We start from the raw sequence: 17,900 nt of genomic DNA, 5'->3' as shown, positions 1-17,900 counted from the left end.
AAAAACAGGTCTTTATCCTATTTTTATACACTCAACTAAAACAAAACTAATGAAAATCACAAGCTTTAAGGCTCTAGTCTGCTTTGGACTAACCGCAACCCTACTTAGTTGCTCCTCTACCTCAGAGAAAAAACAATTTACCGTAGAAGAATATGAAAAAGCTGCTTCTTTTATGAGCAGAGATTTAAACAGATTGGTCTACAACCAGGTTAGTGCTACAAATTGGGTTGGTCAAAACGCAATGCTCTATACCACCAACACAAAAGAAGGACCTAAATTTGTATTGGCAAATACACAATCAAAAGAGAAAAAAGCGGCCTTTGATCATGAAAAACTAGCTCAAAGCCTCTCTAAATCTACTGGGAGAACTATCAAAGCAAACAACTTACCTATTTCTAATGTAAAACTTTCAGAAGACTTTAAAACCTTAACTTTTAACATTGCAAGAACAGCATATACCTGTAATTTAAGTAACTATAGCGTATCAGAATTAAAAACAAAAGCCAGTGCTCCGAGAAACAGAAATGAATTTATTTCTCCAAATGGAAAATTGGCAGCTTATATATACAATTACAATCTTTGGGTAAGAGACCTCAACACTAATAAAAAAACTCAGTTAACTTTTGATGGTCAAAAAGATTATGGATATGCAACCAACAACGCTGGTTGGACAAAAAATGACGGACCTGTTTTAAAATGGTCTCCAAATTCTGATAAAATTGCAACTTTTCAACAAGATGCTAGAGGTGTCGGTGAAATGTATTTAACTTCTACAGATGTTGGACATCCTAGATTAGAAGCATGGAAACATCCTTTACCGGGAGATAAAACAATCTTTACCATAGAGCGTATCATTATTCACTTAGGAGCAAGACCCAGAACTGTTCGCTTAAAAATGGGCAAAGATTTCCAAAGAGGAACCACCACAGATCATATCGCTGGTAGAGGCGGTGAATTGCTAGATGCACAATGGAAAGAAGATGGATCTGAATTTGCTTTTGTATCATCTTCTAGAGATCATAAAATTGCGCATTTACAGATTGCAAATGCCTATACAGGTGCTGTAAGATCGATTCACAAAGAAGAGGTTGACACCTATTATGAGTCTGGAGTTAGAGCAGAAAACTGGAGAGTCCTTTTTAATTCTAACGAGTTTATCTGGTATTCAGAAAAATCAAACTGGGGACATCTTTACTTGTATGACCTTACTAGCAAAAAGCTAAAAAATCAGATGACCTCTGGTGATTGGCTCGTAAAACAAATCAAGCATTTGGACGAGAAAAACAGAACAGTTTACTTTACCGCAGGTGGAAAAGAAGCTGGTAATCCATACCACGATTACCTATACAAAGTTGGTTTTGACGGTAAAAACTTAAAGAACCTTACTCCAGATGCTGGAGCACACTCAATAAGCTTTTCTCCGTCTATGGATTATTTTGTAGATACTTATTCTACCACAACAACGCCTCCTGTTTCTGTGTTAAGAAATAGCAATGGAGATAAAATCATTGAATTAGAAACTGCAGACATTAGTGATTTAAAAGCTAAAAACTGGCAAGCTCCTGTAGAGTTTACCACAAAGGCTCGAGATGAAACTACAGATTTATACGGTGTATTATTTTTACCTAGTCACTACAACGAATCTAACAAATACCCTGTATTAAATTATATTTATCCTGGTCCACAATCAGGAAGTGTAGGAAACTATAGCTTTAAGGCTGTTTGGAGAGACTTCCAAGCAGTAGCTGAACTTGGTTTTGTTGTTGTTGCTGTTGATGCCATGGGAACACCTGCTAGGTCAAAATCATTCCATGATGCCTATTACGGAAACATGGGAGATAATGGGTTGCCAGATAATATTACAACCATCAAGCAATTGGCTCAAAGATATAAAGGAATGGACACAGAACGTGTTGGAATCTGGGGACACTCTGGAGGAGGTTTTGCTTCTACAAGAGCTGTGTTTGCTTATCCAGATTTTTATGATGTAGCTGTTTCTGGTGCAGGAAACCACGACAACAGAAACTACGAAGCAGACTGGGGTGAAAAATGGCAAGGTTTATTAGTAGAAGGAAACATGGAAGGAAAAGGAGATGGAACAACCAACTATGACAACCAAGCCAATCAATTAATTGCTAAAGACTTAAAAGGTAAATTATTAATTACTCATGGATCTATGGACAATAATGTTCCTCCATCAAACACCATGTTAGTTGTAAAAGCTTTAATCGAAGCAAATAAAGATTTTGATATGATCTTATTCCCAAACCAAAGACATGGCTATGGAAATATGACCAATTATATGACCAGAAAACGCTGGGATTACTTTGTTACACATCTATTAGATGCTGAGCCTGCCAAAGGCTTTAGTTTAGACTAAACCCAACAAAATACTATTAAAAAAAAGCCTATTTAATCAAATAGGCTTTTTTAATATAGTCTACTTTGGGATAGTTTTCTTTAAGAAAAGCATTTCCAAACTTGTTAATAGAATCTTGTTTTAAGGCAAGGTCATTTCCATAATCTCCATAAAACTTGTGTACGGTTTCCATTCCTTTTATCACTTTTGCAATTACAGGAAACCCAGTCACATCATTATAATGAATACTATCTAATCGATGATTATCCTTTAAGTTGATAAACAATTGAGTCGTTCTACTTTGTTGACCATCTCTTGCAAAAGCAATAGTCATAGAATCATTTTTTTGGAGTACGGGCTCATCTTGATACCCATAGCTGTTCCACCCTTGATTAAGTATACTATCATTATTGATACCAAATTGAACCACAAAATTAGGGACAACACGATATACGGCCATATCTGTATAAAACTCATGAGTGATTAGCTGATACAGACGATCAACCGCCAAAGGAGACCAACTGCGTTTGGCTTCAATCTCAAACGATCCTTGTGTTGTTTCAAAACGCGCCTTAAAATACTCAGGTGCCTTCTCTTTGGTCCAGCTTGCTTTAAATTTTTTAGGAGTACAAGCAGAAATCAGCAATAAACTGAAAATCAAATAGAGAGTAGAACGTAAACGCATATTGTTTTTTTATGTGGTGAGCCCCAAAGATACTTAAAGTTCTCAACTTTTTTAACTCTACATTTGTAGAATTAAAATTTTTGTTCTATGTTTGTAGAGCTAACCGTTAAAATAAAGAAGAATGCAACTATCAAAAGCCGAAGAACAAGTAATGCAATTGCTATGGAAACGCAAAAAAGCATTTATGAAAGATTTGCTAGAAGATTTCCCAGCACCGAAACCTGCTACAACAACAGTTGCTACACTATTAAAAAGAATGAATGACAAGGGTTTTATTGATTATACCTTGCACGGAAAAGCGAGAGAATATTATACTCTGGTAACTAAAAAGGATTATTTTTCAAAGCATGTAAATGGATTGATTAAAAACTTCTTTAATGATTCTGCTCCTCAGTTTGCTTCGTTTTTTACCTCAGAAACGAATCTAACAAAAGAAGAATTAGAAGAATTGCGTACAATTATAGATCATCAAATAAAAAATAAATAAGATGTTTTGGTATTTATTTAAATCAATCTGTTGCTTGCTGCTCTTTCTAGGATTTTACTACCTAGTGCTAGAGCGCGAAAAAATGCACCAATTTAATAGATGGTACTTGTTGGGAAGCATCCTTGTTTCTTTTCTAATTCCTAGTTATATAATATATGTTCCAGCTACCGCAGCTGAAAACTTTATAGGTTTAGAACAGCAGCAACCGCAGCAACAACCTGTTACTGATATCGCATTTTTAAATACAGTCAGTATTGATGCTCCTGCTCAAGTAAACACAATCAATTATGAAGTTTACCTTAGTGGTTTGTATATACTAATTAGCAGTATCCTTGCCTTTATCTTTATAAAAAGCATTTATAAAATCATTGCGAAGGTCAGAAAAAATGAGCGACTAAATTACTATAGTGCAACGGTAATTTTACTTAAAGAAGAGATCTTACCTCATACCTTTTTAAGTTATATTTTTCTGAACAAACAAGCTTATGTTAAAGATCAATCTGAACAGCTAATCTTAACCCATGAGCTGGCACATGTAAAGCAAAAACACTCTATTGATATTATTTTTATAGAGTTGCTACATCTCGTTTTTTGGATAGTTCCAATATTTAAATGGTACAAAAAAGCCATCCAGTTAAATCACGAGTTTTTAGCCGATCAAGCCGTACTAAACACCCATAACAATATTTCCGAGTACCAAAACTTATTACTACAGTTAACCACTCAGAACAACAGCAGTTACTTGGCCAGTAATTTAAATTATTCACTCACTAAAAAAAGATTACTCATGATGACAACACCGAGTTCCAAAACAAAAATCTTGATTAAAAAACTATTGGTAGTACCAGTAGTAGCAGGATTTATCTTTGCCTTTGCACAACGTGTAGAAGCAAAACAAAATGAAAAACCACAAGTCAAAGAAATTAAAAAATTGACTACGAATCTTTCAGAAGAAGATCTATATAGAGACTATGTATATAAAAATGTAATTTTAAAATACACAGATAAAAATGGGAACAAAATTGAAAAATCCTATCCTGAAATGACCCCTGAAGAGAAAAAAATGCTAGGGAGTCCTATGCCTTTGTTGTTTAAAAAGAAGATCCCTTCAGAAAAAATAATATCTGACTTAAAAAATTCAGAAAAATATGCAATCTGGATAAATGAAAAAGTTGTTGACAACAGTATTTTAGATACCTATACCAATTCTGATTTTTCGAGCTACTTTATTAGTTTTGTTTATAAAAATGCACGATCAGAACGATTTCCACAAGAATATCAAGCACATTTAACCACAAATGATTTTTTTGAGACTAGAAATAATAAAAGAGTTCGTGATTTTGAAGATTATAAGGAGAAGAGAAAAAAAGATCCAAATTATAGAGGAGAGACCAGTAAAAAGCAACCAATGATTTTTTTTAAATCGCTTAATTCACCTAAAAAAGAAAAAAAGGAGAATGTTGCTACTGTTAAGAAGAATTTACCACCACCAATGGATACTATTTATACGTATAAGCATTTTGTAAAGAAAATACAAGCTGCTCCAAAAACGGGTAAACCCTATATGACTCGCATTAAACAAATGTATAAGGAGATGACTCCTAAACAAAGGGATCAAGTGATTGAACCATCTTTAGTGTTGCCAAAACCAGAAGTAATAAATGTTAATGGTAATAAAGATTCTAATAAACGTCAGCTTGCAATTTCTATATCACCTGAAGGGTTTTTTTCTATTAACACAGATGATACTTTTAAAACTTTTGAGCCAATCTCTTTAGCATCTATTGAGGAACTACTTTCAAAATTGTCTACAAATGAGATTAAAAACACTTTTGTGTTTGCTAAATCTAAAGACTTAAACAAGTTTCGTTCAAAACCATCAAACTCTAAAGAATACCAAGATGATATTGAGATAAATCTATTTAAATCAAAAATCAAAATAATAACATTAAAAGAAAACGGAAATGATTTAATACAGGTTCCCTATATTCAATATGTTTTAGATAATAAAGACACCAAACTAGTAAAACCTCATGTTCAAAAATTGGCTATTATCTTTAAGAAGTATGGAATCACAAACATGACAATTTAAGCTCTTGATCTAAAAGCAAACCTTAATTAATACCATTTTAAATTTGAAAAAAGCACTTTACGCAATTCTTGTTTTCTCTTTATTATCTTGTAAAAAAGACTTTAAAGAGAAAACAATCATTAAAGAAAATATTGAACCTCTAAAAAAGGAACTTCCGAACGAAGTGACCATTACTGTAAATGACAGCATCGAGAATGCATTCTTTAACGTACGCTACGATGAGTTTCAAGCCATGCCAGATCTTCTTTATTTGGGTAAAAAACATAAACGTTCTAGCATCACGCTATTTGTAGAAAATGAGCTACATGTTTTAGGAGGTAGTCCGATTAAGGCTAGTTTTAAATATGATTTTTGTTTTCAAAAAGGAGACAGCGTTCAAATTGATTTTACCCCACTAACGATACTAGATAAAATTAAGGTTTTGTATCCAACCTATCGAGTTACAAATCGAGTTGCAAATTATTATGAGTTAAATTTTGATTATTTACTCTATCAAAAAAATATAGAAACAAGAGCCTTTGTTGTAGACAAAAAAGCTCCTTTTGTTAGAGCTGCATTAGATATTGAAAAAAATAAGCAAAACACACAGTTATTACTCGATAGTTTAACTAAAAAACAACTCATTTCTTCTGACTTTAAAGAGCAAAAAGAAGTTGAAATCCCATTTATTTATGCCACATCAAGAATATATCAGGCGATCAATGACAAAGTAAGTATTGACATCAATGCTTTGGGAATACCGCTAGATAATGAAAAACTGTCAACAAATGAAACCTATATTGCGTTTTTAAAAAGTGTATTTCGATATCGTTACTTTAAAAACACTAAAGCACGTCTAAAACCTTCAGGATATTATGATTATATACTAAAAGAACCAACCTTTTTAACTGGCAGTTTAAAAACGATGGTTCTGAGAGGCTATTTAGAAGGCATTAAAAATTTAGAAAACAGTAAATTTAACAAGTACTTAGAACATTTTAAAACGATTGCTAAAGAAAAAGAAGATCTAGATTTTATTGAGCGAATCACCGCATATCAAGAAAGCACAAAAAGCGCTATAAAAAATCCAACGGGCAGCTTAACAACAATGCTCTCTGAAAAACCCGTTGACTTTAATGAGATTTTAAAAAAAGAAAAAGGAAAGGTTGTATTGGTTGATTTTTGGGCTAGTTGGTGCGCTCCATGCCGAAGAGAAATGCCTTTTTTAAAAGAATTAAAAAAAGAATTTGATGACTCTAAACTTACAGTCATAGAAATATCAACTGACAAAGATATTTTAGCTTGGAAAAGAGCTTCAAAAATGGAAAAAATAGATCAGTATAAACACAGTTATAGAATTTCTAACTGGGAAAAATCATCCTTGTATCAACAATACAAAATAAAGACCATTCCTCGTTATTTACTTTTCGATAAAAATGGCGTAATAATTGATGATAATGCTCCAAGACCAAGTGATCCAGGTTTAAAAAAATTGATTGCTAGCTATATTAGTAAATAAAACAGCTATTAACTTTCTTTTTCTCTCTTACCAAAAAGAGATTAAAAAGTGATTGGAGTACAAACCTATAGATTTATAAAAACGAAAAACCCTTTGTGATTAACAAAGGGTTTTTAAAATTTAAAGCGTTTATATTATTCTTTTTCAGACATTTTCTTAACATAATCTGTAATGATTACAATTTGTGTAGGCCCTACTTTTCCTTCTATATACTTTGCGTTTTCATGATCCAAAGAAATTCTTCTCACTGCTGTACCTTGCTTGGCAACCATACTAGATCCTTTTACTTTTAAGTCTTTGATTAGCACCACAGAATCACCTGCTTGTAAAATGGCTCCGTTAGCGTCTCTGTGAATTATTTTTTCACTCTCGTCTAAATGGTCACCAGACTCTTTTGCCAAACGCAATTCATCATCTTCTAAATACATCATATCCAACAAATCTTGCGGCCATCCTTCTTTTCTCAAACGAGAAAGCATACGCCAAACAGCTATTTTAACTGGGCTGTGCTCACTCCACATACTATCGTTTAAACAGCGCCAGTGATTTGCGTCTGTAGTTTCTGGATTTTCTATTTGAGAAATACAGGTTTCGCAAGCCAATACAGAACCATCAACACCTCCGGTAGATACTGGTTTTAATTCATAAACTGACAATTGGTTTGTTGCGGCACAAAATTCACATTGATTTCCGCTTCTGTTTTCTAGGTCTTGTAATAAACTCATGAGATTTTTTTTTAATAGCGTAAAAGTACATTTTTATAAATTTATCTCCTTATTTTTAACCAATGATTTTACGAGCAGACCGAATCAACCTACAACCGATTAAACCATCCGACGCAGCTTTTTATTACAACTTGCTTACGGACAAAGATTGGATCGCAAACATTCGAGACAGTAAGTTAGAAAATATTGATGCAGTAGAAGCCTATATAAAAAATACGCTTATCCCAAATTTTAATTACAGAGGTCTTGGTTTTTACGTGGTTAGGATTACCAAAACAGGTGAATCTATCGGCGTTAGTACCCTTATCAAAAGAGAGGCTTTAAAAACGGTAGATCTAGGCTATGGGTTTTTACCCAAAGGCAGAGGCAAAGGCTATGCTAGAGAAGCAACCCTACGCTTAATGAAGTATATTTCAGAAGAGCTCCAATACCCAAAAGTTTTGGCCTTTACAAAACCAAGCAATACACCCTCACAAAATCTCTTAATCAAAATTGGCTTTGAGGCCAAAGGCTTAAAAAAAGTATTTGATGCAGAAGAAGCACTATTTGAATATGTTTTTAAATAAGATTTAATCCTGTATTAGATTTGTAAATGCAAAGGCACGACCATCAAACAAGCCTTGGTCTGATAATTTTAATGAAGGAATGACCAACAGTGCCATAAAGGATAAGGTCATGTAAGGAGCTCTTAAAGTGCTACCCATCTTTTTTGCCATCAAATCTAATTGAGCATAGGCTAACCCAACGTCTTTTGCTGATTGATCACTCATGATTCCAGCAACAGGCAAAGGCACAATCAGTTCTTCTGATTCTGTAATTGCACAAACACCTCCTTTGTGTTTTATAATTAAGTTGACCGCTTTGCAAATAGCCTCATCAGAGACCCCTACGGCTATGATATTATGAGAATCATGTCCTACTGAACTTGCAATGGCTCCCGTTTTTAGTCCAATATTTTTTATAAACGCAATAGATGGTTTACTGTCTTTATAGCGATTGACTACCGTCATTTTTAACAAATCTCTATCGGGATCTGAAACCAAATTTCCTTTAATAATTTTTGCTTTTTCTTGTATGGAATTTGTAATGAGCTCACCATCTAATGCCTCTATCACCTGCATGGTAGTAGCCGTTGTCAAAAACTCAAAATCAGCACTGTTTTTGGGGTTTGTATTAAAGTTATTCAACAGATCAAAAGTGACAGATTGCACAAAGGATTCTCCCTGTTTGGCAACCAAATGACCTTCTATATAGGTTTCTAAAACCTTAAATGATTTTAAATCTTCTACCACAATAAAATCAGCTGCATCGTTTAGCTGCAGCAAACCAACATCCATTTTATAATGTTTTACCGGATTTATACAGGCCATCTCTAAAACCTTAAAAACATCAACTCCTTTAGCTACTGCACGCTCACAAAGTTGATTGATGTGTCCGACTAACAAATCATCAGGGTGCTTGTCATCAGAACAAAACATCATGTTTTTATAATGCTCTGGAGCTAGTGCAATTAAAGCTTCAAAATTCTTTGCCGCACTACCCTCTCTAATGAGGACTTTCATTCCTTTTTCTAATTTCTCTAGAGCTTCATCATAGCTAAAACACTCGTGATCAGTAGAGATTCCTGCTGCGATATACTTGCTTACATCAGCACCTCTCAATCCAGGTGCATGTCCATCGATGGGTTTGTTATTATCTTTTGCATGCTTTATTTTTGCCATCACTTCTGCATCGTCAAAAAGCACCCCAGGATAGTTCATCATTTCTGCCAAATAGTTGATATCTGGATTCTCCATCATTTTTTTTATATCCTCAGAATCAATCACAGCACCAGCACTTTCAAAAGAGGTGGCAGGCACACAACTTGGAGCTCCAAAATGAAATTTTAAAGGCACTTGTTTTCCGTTGGCGATCATAAAATCAACACCTTCTACTCCTAACACATTGGCTATTTCATGCGGATCAGAAACAGTGGCAACGGTACCGTGCAAAACTGCTACTTTAGCAAACTCTGAGGGTACTAGCATTGAACTTTCTATATGAATATGCGCATCAACAAATCCAGGAATGATATAGTTTTCAACCTTATGATTAGACGCTTGTATGCTTTTTATTTTTCCGTTTTCAACGAGTATCTCACCCTTAAAAATTTGTTTGTTTACAATGTCTACTATGTTTCCTTGGATCTTCATAAGTTTCTATTTAGGAACTGTAAAATTACAAAGAATTCTACGGACTCTATTCGCAAGGTTACTTGCATTGCTAATACAATACTAACCAAGATTAGGCTAATCTTAACGAAAAGCAAATTAGACCCTAATTATACTCAAAGATTTAAGTATTTTTAAAGCGTTTATTTTATACATCAGTTGACAGATGTATAAAAAACTAATCGCAACAATGGATATGAATTCGTCTTCTAAAAAAATAACCATAGAACTAGCAGAAAAACTCTTGTTAGAACACTACAACAGTATAGGGTCTGCTAGCAAACTCCCAGGAGAAGTTGATCATAATTTTAAAATAGTGACTACTGAAAACAACTCATATATTTTAAAAATTTCTCATGAAAATGAAGCACTTGATAACCTTGATTTTCAACAAAAACTATTGCAATATGCTAGGGATGCCAATCCAGAAATCTGCATTCCTAAGATTATTTTAGATGTAAAAGGGCAGGCAATTACATCCTTTGTTCATAGTGATGGAACACAAAGATACTTGCGTCTTTTAACATGGATTCCCGGTAGACTTTGGTCTGAGGCAAACCCTCAGTTAGACGAGCTGCGTTTTGGTCTTGGGCAACTATGTGGTCAATTAACAAAATCATTAAAGGGCTTTGAACACCCAAAAGCCAACAGAATATTTGATTGGGATCTTGCACAGGCTCTATGGGTAAAAGAACATTTAGCTGCCTTTACTCCCAAAGAAAAAGACCTAGTCACCTTTTTTTTATCTGATTTTGAAGCTCATCAAAAAACCTATAACCTCTTGCCAAAATCTGTCATTCACAACGATGCCAATGACAATAACATTTTGGTCTCTGATGATTTATTTGCCCCAAAAGTAGTCGCACTTATTGATTATGGTGATGCGGTCTATAGCCAGGTTATCAATGATGTTGCCGTTAGCTGTGCCTATGCAATCATGAATCATAAAGATCCTTTAACAGCAGCACTCCCGATAGTAGCAGGGTATCACAAGAGCTTACCGCTTCTAGAAAAAGAATTGGAATTCCTCTACAACTTAATTGGCATGAGATTGGTGATTTCGGTGTGCAAATCTGCCATCAACAAAATAAAAAACCCAGACAACGAGTATCTTTTAATTAGTGAAAAACCCGCTTGGGAGCTGTTAAAAAAATGGAGAAGCACCCATAAAGATTTTGCGCATTATTGCTTTCGAGCTGCCTGTGGATTTGCTTCACATCCCAACGAAAATGCTTTTAAAGACTGGGCAGCATCTATTCATTTTTCATTGACTGATTTGTTTCCAAGCATTCAAAAGAGCAGCACCTATCCGCTAGACTTAAGCGTGGCTAGTTCATGGATCGGGCATCAGCAAGATTTTAATGACTTGGATTTATTTGCCTACAAACTACAAAAACTACAAAAAACACAGCCTAAATCCATCCTTGCTGGAGGCTATCTTGAGCCAAGACCTTTATATACCTCTACTGATTTTGATGCTATTGGCAATAATGGTAGAATGAGCAGAACCATCCATTTGGGTGTTGACTATTGGCTTCCTAAGAGCACAGCAATTCATGCAATCCTCGATGGAGAAATTGTGGTTGCTACCTATTGTAAAGGTTTTAAAAATTACGGAGGACTTATCATCCTAAAGCATCAAACAGACAGCTTTGACTTTTATTCGCTTTATGGGCATTTATCCAAAGAAAGCATTGACAATCAATCACTTACTGAAAAATTAAAGAAAGGCGATGCCATCGGGTATTTGGGTACTCCCGAAGAAAATGGATCTTGGGCCCCACACCTTCATTTTCAGTTGATGCTGTCTTTATTGGATTTTAAAGATGATTTTCCTGGAGTTGCTTTTTATGAACAAAAAGCTGTTTGGGAGAGTATTTGCCCTGATCCATCCCTGCTTTTTAAAACCAAAGAATCGGTAAAAGAATCTAATAGCACTAATGACAAACTCATAGAGTTTAGGACTGAACACCTCGGGAAAAGCTTAAGTTTACAATACAAAATACCTCTTAAAATGGTCCGTGGTTCTGGTCAGTATTTAATGGATCAAAACGGAAAAAAATACCTTGACACCGTAAATAATGTAGCCCATGTAGGGCATGAGCATTACGCCGTTGTAAAAGCAGGGCAAGAGCAAATGGCCTTGATTAATACCAATACGCGCTATTTACACAAAAACATAAACACACTTGCAAAAGAACTGCTAAAAACCTTACCTAAAGAATTAAGTGTTTTACACTTTGTTAATTCTGGCAGTGAAGCCAATGAGTTGGCACTGAGAATGGCAAAAGCTGCAACAGGACAAAGAGATATCATAGCCAGTGAGTATGGCTACCATGGCAATACCAATGCCTGTATAGACATTAGCTCATACAAATTTGACGGCAAAGGAGGATCAGGAGCACCAGAGCACACCCATATATTTCCACTTCCTGATTCTTTTAGAGGGACATACAAAGGTAAAAATACAGCTACCGCCTATGCCCAAGAAGTTCAAAACTGTATCGATAGAATCTCCAAAAAAGGGAGAGGCGTTGCGGCACTTATCTTAGAACCAATTATTAGTTGTGGTGGGCAAATTGAGCTCCCTCAAGGATTTTTAGAAATTGCCTATCAAAAAACCAGAGCAGCAGGAGGTGTTTGTATTTCTGATGAAGTACAAACAGGTTGTGGTCGAATGGGGAAAACGTTTTGGGGATTCCAACTTCATCAAGTATGTCCAGATATTGTTACCATTGGGAAGCCGCTTGGCAATGGGCATCCTATTGCCGCAGTTGCTTGTACAGCCGAAATTGCAGAAAAGTTTGCCAACGGCATGGAGTACTTTAATACGTTTGGAGGAAATCCTGTTTCTTGTGCCATTGCCACCGAAGTATTACAAACGGTTAGTCGAGAAAAGCTTCAAGAAAATGCTTTTACTGTTGGGGAGTTCTTAAAATCTGAACTCAGAAAACTAGCATTGCGATTCCCTATTATAGGAGATATCAGAGGTGAAGGTTTATTTTTAGGCATTGAATTGGTGGATGCAAAGCTGCGTCCGCTAAGTGAGCAAACAGCTTATCTTATTAACCGAATGAAAGACCACGGCATTCTAATGAGCTCTGATGGACCAGATAACAATGTCTTAAAAATTAAACCTCCATTGGTTTTTTCACAACAAAACGCCGAAGAACTCATAGCTTGTCTAGAGGACATACTTGCTGAAGACCCTTTAAAGCTCTCATTTAAATAGCTTATATTTATACACCTAAAAATTATCAATCAACCATTAAATCATAGCATCATGCGTACTATTTTATCATTGATCTTTGCAATTTTAATTTCTTTTAGTTCTTTTGCTCAAAAGAAAACAGCTGAAAAACCAGAAAAGTGGGATGTAAACAACCCTTATAAAGACTGGAAATACAAATCTTTTCGTTTAAAAACCTCAGAAGGTACTTGGATGAACTTAGATGTAAGCCCGGATGAAAAAACCATCGTTTTTGATTTATTAGGAGACATCTACACCATGCCTATCACAGGTGGAAAAGCAACTCCTTTAAGAACTGGTTTGGCCTATGAAGTGCAACCGCGTTTTAGTCCAAATGGTCAGTATATTTCATTTACCAGTGATGCAGAAGGCGGTAACAATATCTGGATTATGACTGCCGATGGTAAAAATGCAAAATCTTTAACCAAAGAAAAATTTAGACTGCTTAACAATGCCGTTTGGACTCCAGACGGAAAATCAGTAGTAGCGAGAAAACACTATACCTCTACTCGTTCTGTAGGTGCTGGAGAAATGTGGCAATACCCATTATCTGGAGCTGCAGGCCTTAAGTTGACAAGTAGAAAGAACGACCAGCAAGATGTCAATGACCCTTCTATATCATCTGACGGAAGGTATCTTTATTTTGCAGAAGACATGTATCCTGGAGGCGCTTTTAACTACAACAAAGACCCTAACAATCAGATCTATGTCATTAAACAATATGATTTTACTACCGGTAAAATAAAACAGATTACTGGTGGTCCAGGTGGTGCTGCAAGACCCGTTATTTCTAAAGATGGAAAACTTCTCGCTTTTGTTAAGCGGGTAAGAACCAAATCTGTTTTATACATCCACAACTTAGAAACTGGAGAAGAATGGCCTGTGTATTTTGACCTAAACAAAGACCAGCAAGAAGCTTGGGCTGTGTTTGGTGTCTATCCTCATTTTACTTGGCTTAAAAACAACAAAGACTTGATTATTTGGTCTGGTGGAAAAATAAACAAATTAAATATTGATACTAAAAAGCTAACAGAAATCCCTTTTGAAGTGGATGAGAAAATTAAGCTGGCAGAGACCCAAAAAGTAAAAAGACAGGTCTTTAGTAAAAGCTTTACCTCTAAAATGATTAAAGATGCCAAGACCTCTGCAGATGGTAAAACACTCATCTTTACTTCGCTTGGACATATCTACAGAAAAAGTTTACCAAACGGAACCCCACAAAGAATCACCAACCTAACTGATTTTGAAGGAGACCCAAGTTTTTCTTCGGATGGAAAATCAGTGGTATTTGTTACGTGGAACGATGAAAACTTGGGTGCAGTTCATAAAATTGACATCAACGGAAGTAATCATCAACAATTAACCAAAGAAAAAGGGATCTATAGAATGCCTTCATTTGCACCTAACAATCAAAAAATTGTCTATAAAAAAGAAGGAGGAAACGGAGATCAAGGCTATGATTTTACTAAAAAAACTGGAATTTATTTAATGAATGCCAATGGAAGCGAAGCTAAAAAAATTGCAGACGGAGGTGATTTTCCAATCTTTAACGCCAAAGGAGATCGCATTTTTGTTCAAACCGGTGGCTCGTTTATGGGAGGACTAACCAAAACCTTAGTCAGTTTTGATTTAGAAGGTCAAAAAAGACAAAGTCATTTTAGTTCTAAACATGCAAATAGATTGGTCCCTAGCCCTGACAATAAATGGATTTCATTTATTCATTTGCACAAATTGTATGTGGCTCCTTTTGTTCATAACGGAAGTACCATTAACTTAGACACCAATAGCAGTTCTTTTAAAGTCGAAAGCTTATCAGAAAATGCGGGAATCAACTTGCATTGGTCTAACAATAGTAAGCAGGTTCATTGGACTTTAGGTGATGAATACTTTACTAAAAACATCACTGACAATACGCAGAACCCTTTTGCCAACACTAATTTGATTAGCAATGCTCCAGCAGGAATAAAAGTTGGACTCGAGGTTAAAACCGATGTACCACAAGGCAGAATCGCCTTTACCAATGCGCGTTTGATTACTATGGAAAACGATAAAATTATCGAAAGTGGAACCATCATTGTGAATCAAAATGAGATAGAAAAAATAGGAAAATCATCAAGCGTTAAGATTCCGTCAGGAACAAAAATTTATGATATGAAGGGCAAAACCATCATGCCAGGAATGGTAGATGTACATGCCCATGTAGGTGCTTTTAGAAACGGGCTAAGCACTCAAAAACACTGGCAGTTTTACACAAACTTAGCCTTTGGAGTAACCACCTCTCATGACCCTTCTGTAAATACTGCGGCAGCTTTTACACTTGAAGAATTACAACGTAGTGGAGAAATTGTTGGGCCTAGAATGTTTTCTACTGGCTTTATCTTATATGGTGCCGAAGGTGATTTTAAAGCAGTGGTTAACAGCTTAGACGATGCGCGCTTTGCCATTGCAAGAACCAAAGCTTTTGGGGCAAAATCAGTAAAAAGTTACAACCAACCAAGAAGAGAACAACGTCAGCAAATTATGCAAGCAGCAAAAGAACTGGGTGTAAATGTCGTTCCTGAAGGGGGCTCTAACTTCTATTCAAATATGAGTATGATCTTTGATGGTCATACCGGAATTGAGCACAACATACCGGTAGCTCCAGTATATAAAGATGTATTGACGCTCTGGAAAAATAGCGCAACTGGCTATACGCCTACTTTGATTGTAAATTATGCAGGAATGAGTGGTGAATATTACTGGTATCAAAAAAGCAATGTATGGGAAAACAAAACACTCCTTAAGTACACGCCTCGTTATGTGGTTGATACCCGATCGCGTCACAGAACAATGATTCCGGACGAAGAATATGAAAATGGCCATATTTTGACTTCTAAAACAGTAACAGATCTTTCTAAACTTGGTGTCAAAGTAAATTTAGGAGCTCATGGTCAATTACAAGGTTTGGGAGCTCACTGGGAGCTGTGGATGCTACAACAAGGTGGGCTAAGCAATTTAGAAGCCCTAAAAGCTGCCACCATTAATGGTGCAGAATACATAGGTGTTGGAGATGAGTTAGGCTCTTTAAAAGTTGGAAAATTAGCCGATTTAATTGTACTCGACAAAAACCCTTTAGAAGACATACAAAATTCGAACTCTGTTCATTATACTATGGTTAATGGTCGTTTGTATGACATTAACACCATGAATGAAATTGGCAATTACAATAAGCCACGCACAAAGTTTTATTGGGAAAATGGCAAATACAATCAAGGGGTTCCTTTGAATGCAGCCACCAACAGTTTTACCATACCAACCTGTAGCTGTCACGCTAACTAAGTAAACACAAAAAAACCTTAGGCAAACACCTAAGGTTTTTTTATATAATTAAGACGAGTACCCAAACGGGTCTTCGATGGTCTTCATGGGTTCAGTAAACCATTTTGGCCCTGTGCTAGTCATATAAATATGGTCTTCAAATCGAATTCCAAACTCATTAGGGACACAAATCATTGGCTCATTACTAAAGGTCATTCCTGCTTCTAAAATAGTCTGATCGCTGCTAACCAAATATGGCCACTCGTGAATGTCTAAGCCGATTCCATGACCTGTTCTGTGAGGCAGCCCTGGCAATTTGTAATCAGGTCCTAACTTATGTGATTCTAATACACGTCTAGATGCTGCATCTACCATTGCGCAAGTCCCTCCAAGCTGTGCAGCATCAAAAGCTGCCTGTTGGGTTTCTTTTTCGATGTTCCAAATTTTTCGTTGTAAGTCATTAGCTTCTCCAAAAACATAGGTTCTTGTAAGATCAGAAATATAGTGGTGTAGCATACAACCTGTATCAATTAAGACTACTTCATTTTCTTCTAAATTTTTTGGTGATTTTACACCATGAGGAAATGACGAATCTACACCAAATAGTACGATACAAAAATAAGAGCCCGAAGGAATTCCGTATCTAATATGAGCTTGATGAATAAAATCAGTTACTTCTTTGGCAGAAATACCGACCCTTAAAATTCTTGCAGCTGCTTTTTGCACCTCTAAGGTAATGTTCATGGCCTGTTGCATGATGGCAATTTCTGCATCAGACTTTACCATCCTACAGGTTGCTGTAATGCTTTTCGCATTGATAAAATCAAAACGACCTTTGCAGTGCTCAAGACCATCAACAATAAAAAATGGCGTACTCTCATCTAGAGCGATTACTCCCTCTGTCAATGACTTTGAAGTAAGTATATCCATACAGAGTTGATATGGAGACTCATGCTCTTCCCAACAATGAATCTCTCCTTCTATAAGCATAAAATCTAGGATGGTGCCTTTTTCAAATTCTGGAGCTATAAAATGAAGTGATCCGTCTTGAAATAAAAGCGCTCCTACCATTCGTTCACTAGAATTCCATTTCATTCCTGTAAAATAATACAAGTTGGTCCCTGCATTTAAATACAGAACCTTAATGTTTTTAGTTTTCATCAAAGCACAAGCTTTCTGAATTCTCGCTTGATATTCTTCCTTTTTAATGGGCTCAACAAGATGAGCACTGGGTACTATAGCCTTTAATTCTTGATCAATAGTTGATCCTCCTATTCCTATCATTTTTAATGAATTT

General features: G+C 35.7%; 11 protein-coding genes. 7 read left to right on the top strand and 4 right to left on the bottom strand.

Going from position 1 to position 17,900, the window contains the following annotated elements; translation table 11 throughout:
• Window positions 1–49 precede the first annotated feature (49 nt).
• Complete coding sequence (locus tag WHC90_RS10740) at window positions 50–2,380, top strand: S9 family peptidase (protein ID WP_188598462.1); 2,331 nt, start codon at window positions 50–52, stop codon at window positions 2,378–2,380.
• Between the two features lie 28 nt (window positions 2,381–2,408).
• Here WHC90_RS10740 and WHC90_RS10735 read toward each other — a convergent pair whose 3' ends face one another.
• On the bottom strand, window positions 2,409–3,044 hold the full coding sequence (locus WHC90_RS10735; protein ID WP_188598461.1) for a peptidylprolyl isomerase: 636 nt from the start codon (window positions 3,042–3,044) through the stop codon (window positions 2,409–2,411).
• A 121-nt stretch (window positions 3,045–3,165) separates the two neighbouring features.
• On the opposite strand from WHC90_RS10735, the gene WHC90_RS10730 reads away from it, so the two are divergent.
• The 3 genes from WHC90_RS10730 to WHC90_RS10720 all read left to right on the top strand — a co-directional run bounded on the left by WHC90_RS10730 (window position 3,166) and on the right by WHC90_RS10720 (window position 7,121).
• Window positions 3,166–3,531 carry a BlaI/MecI/CopY family transcriptional regulator gene (locus WHC90_RS10730; protein WP_188598460.1) on the top strand — a complete coding sequence of 122 codons (366 nt, stop codon included), beginning with the start codon at window positions 3,166–3,168 and terminating at the stop codon, window positions 3,529–3,531.
• A gap of 82 nt (window positions 3,532–3,613) precedes the next feature.
• Window positions 3,614–5,623, top strand: a complete 2,010-nt coding sequence (locus WHC90_RS10725; RefSeq protein ID WP_188598459.1) for a M56 family metallopeptidase — start codon at window positions 3,614–3,616, stop codon at window positions 5,621–5,623.
• A gap of 43 nt (window positions 5,624–5,666) precedes the next feature.
• Window positions 5,667–7,121 carry a TlpA family protein disulfide reductase gene (locus WHC90_RS10720; RefSeq protein ID WP_188598458.1) on the top strand — a complete coding sequence of 485 codons (1,455 nt, stop codon included), beginning with the start codon at window positions 5,667–5,669 and terminating at the stop codon, window positions 7,119–7,121.
• A gap of 134 nt (window positions 7,122–7,255) precedes the next feature.
• On the opposite strand, the gene WHC90_RS10715 is transcribed toward WHC90_RS10720, so the two are convergent.
• Window positions 7,256–7,846 (bottom strand): PhnA domain-containing protein, encoded by a 591-nt coding sequence (locus WHC90_RS10715; protein ID WP_188598457.1) that lies wholly within the window; start codon window positions 7,844–7,846, stop codon window positions 7,256–7,258.
• Window positions 7,847–7,908: 62 nt separating this feature from the next.
• On the opposite strand from WHC90_RS10715, the gene WHC90_RS10710 reads away from it, so the two are divergent.
• Complete coding sequence (locus WHC90_RS10710; protein ID WP_188598456.1) at window positions 7,909–8,412, top strand: GNAT family N-acetyltransferase; 504 nt, start codon at window positions 7,909–7,911, stop codon at window positions 8,410–8,412.
• A gap of 3 nt (window positions 8,413–8,415) precedes the next feature.
• Here the strand turns inward: WHC90_RS10710 and ade are convergent, their stop codons facing one another.
• On the bottom strand, window positions 8,416–10,038 hold the full coding sequence (gene ade, locus WHC90_RS10705; protein ID WP_188598455.1) for an adenine deaminase: 1,623 nt from the start codon (window positions 10,036–10,038) through the stop codon (window positions 8,416–8,418).
• Window positions 10,039–10,222: 184 nt separating this feature from the next.
• Between ade and WHC90_RS10700 the strand changes: the two genes are divergently transcribed.
• Together WHC90_RS10700 and WHC90_RS10695 are read left to right on the top strand one after the other, a co-directional pair.
• Window positions 10,223–13,288: an aminotransferase class III-fold pyridoxal phosphate-dependent enzyme gene (locus WHC90_RS10700; protein WP_229664909.1), complete on the top strand. Its 3,066-nt coding sequence runs from the start codon at window positions 10,223–10,225 to the stop codon at window positions 13,286–13,288.
• A 51-nt stretch (window positions 13,289–13,339) separates the two neighbouring features.
• Window positions 13,340–16,624 (top strand): amidohydrolase family protein, encoded by a 3,285-nt coding sequence (locus tag WHC90_RS10695; RefSeq protein WP_188598454.1) that lies wholly within the window; start codon window positions 13,340–13,342, stop codon window positions 16,622–16,624.
• Between the two features lie 48 nt (window positions 16,625–16,672).
• Here the strand turns inward: WHC90_RS10695 and WHC90_RS10690 are convergent, their stop codons facing one another.
• Window positions 16,673–17,887 (bottom strand): M24 family metallopeptidase, encoded by a 1,215-nt coding sequence (locus tag WHC90_RS10690; protein ID WP_188598453.1) that lies wholly within the window; start codon window positions 17,885–17,887, stop codon window positions 16,673–16,675.
• Window positions 17,888–17,900: the final 13 nt, after the last annotated feature.

It is taken from the genome of Polaribacter pacificus (genome assembly GCF_038024035.1).
Lineage (GTDB): Bacteria > Bacteroidota > Bacteroidia > Flavobacteriales > Flavobacteriaceae > Polaribacter > Polaribacter pacificus.
This window is presented reverse-complemented; position numbering and strand designations above follow the sequence as displayed.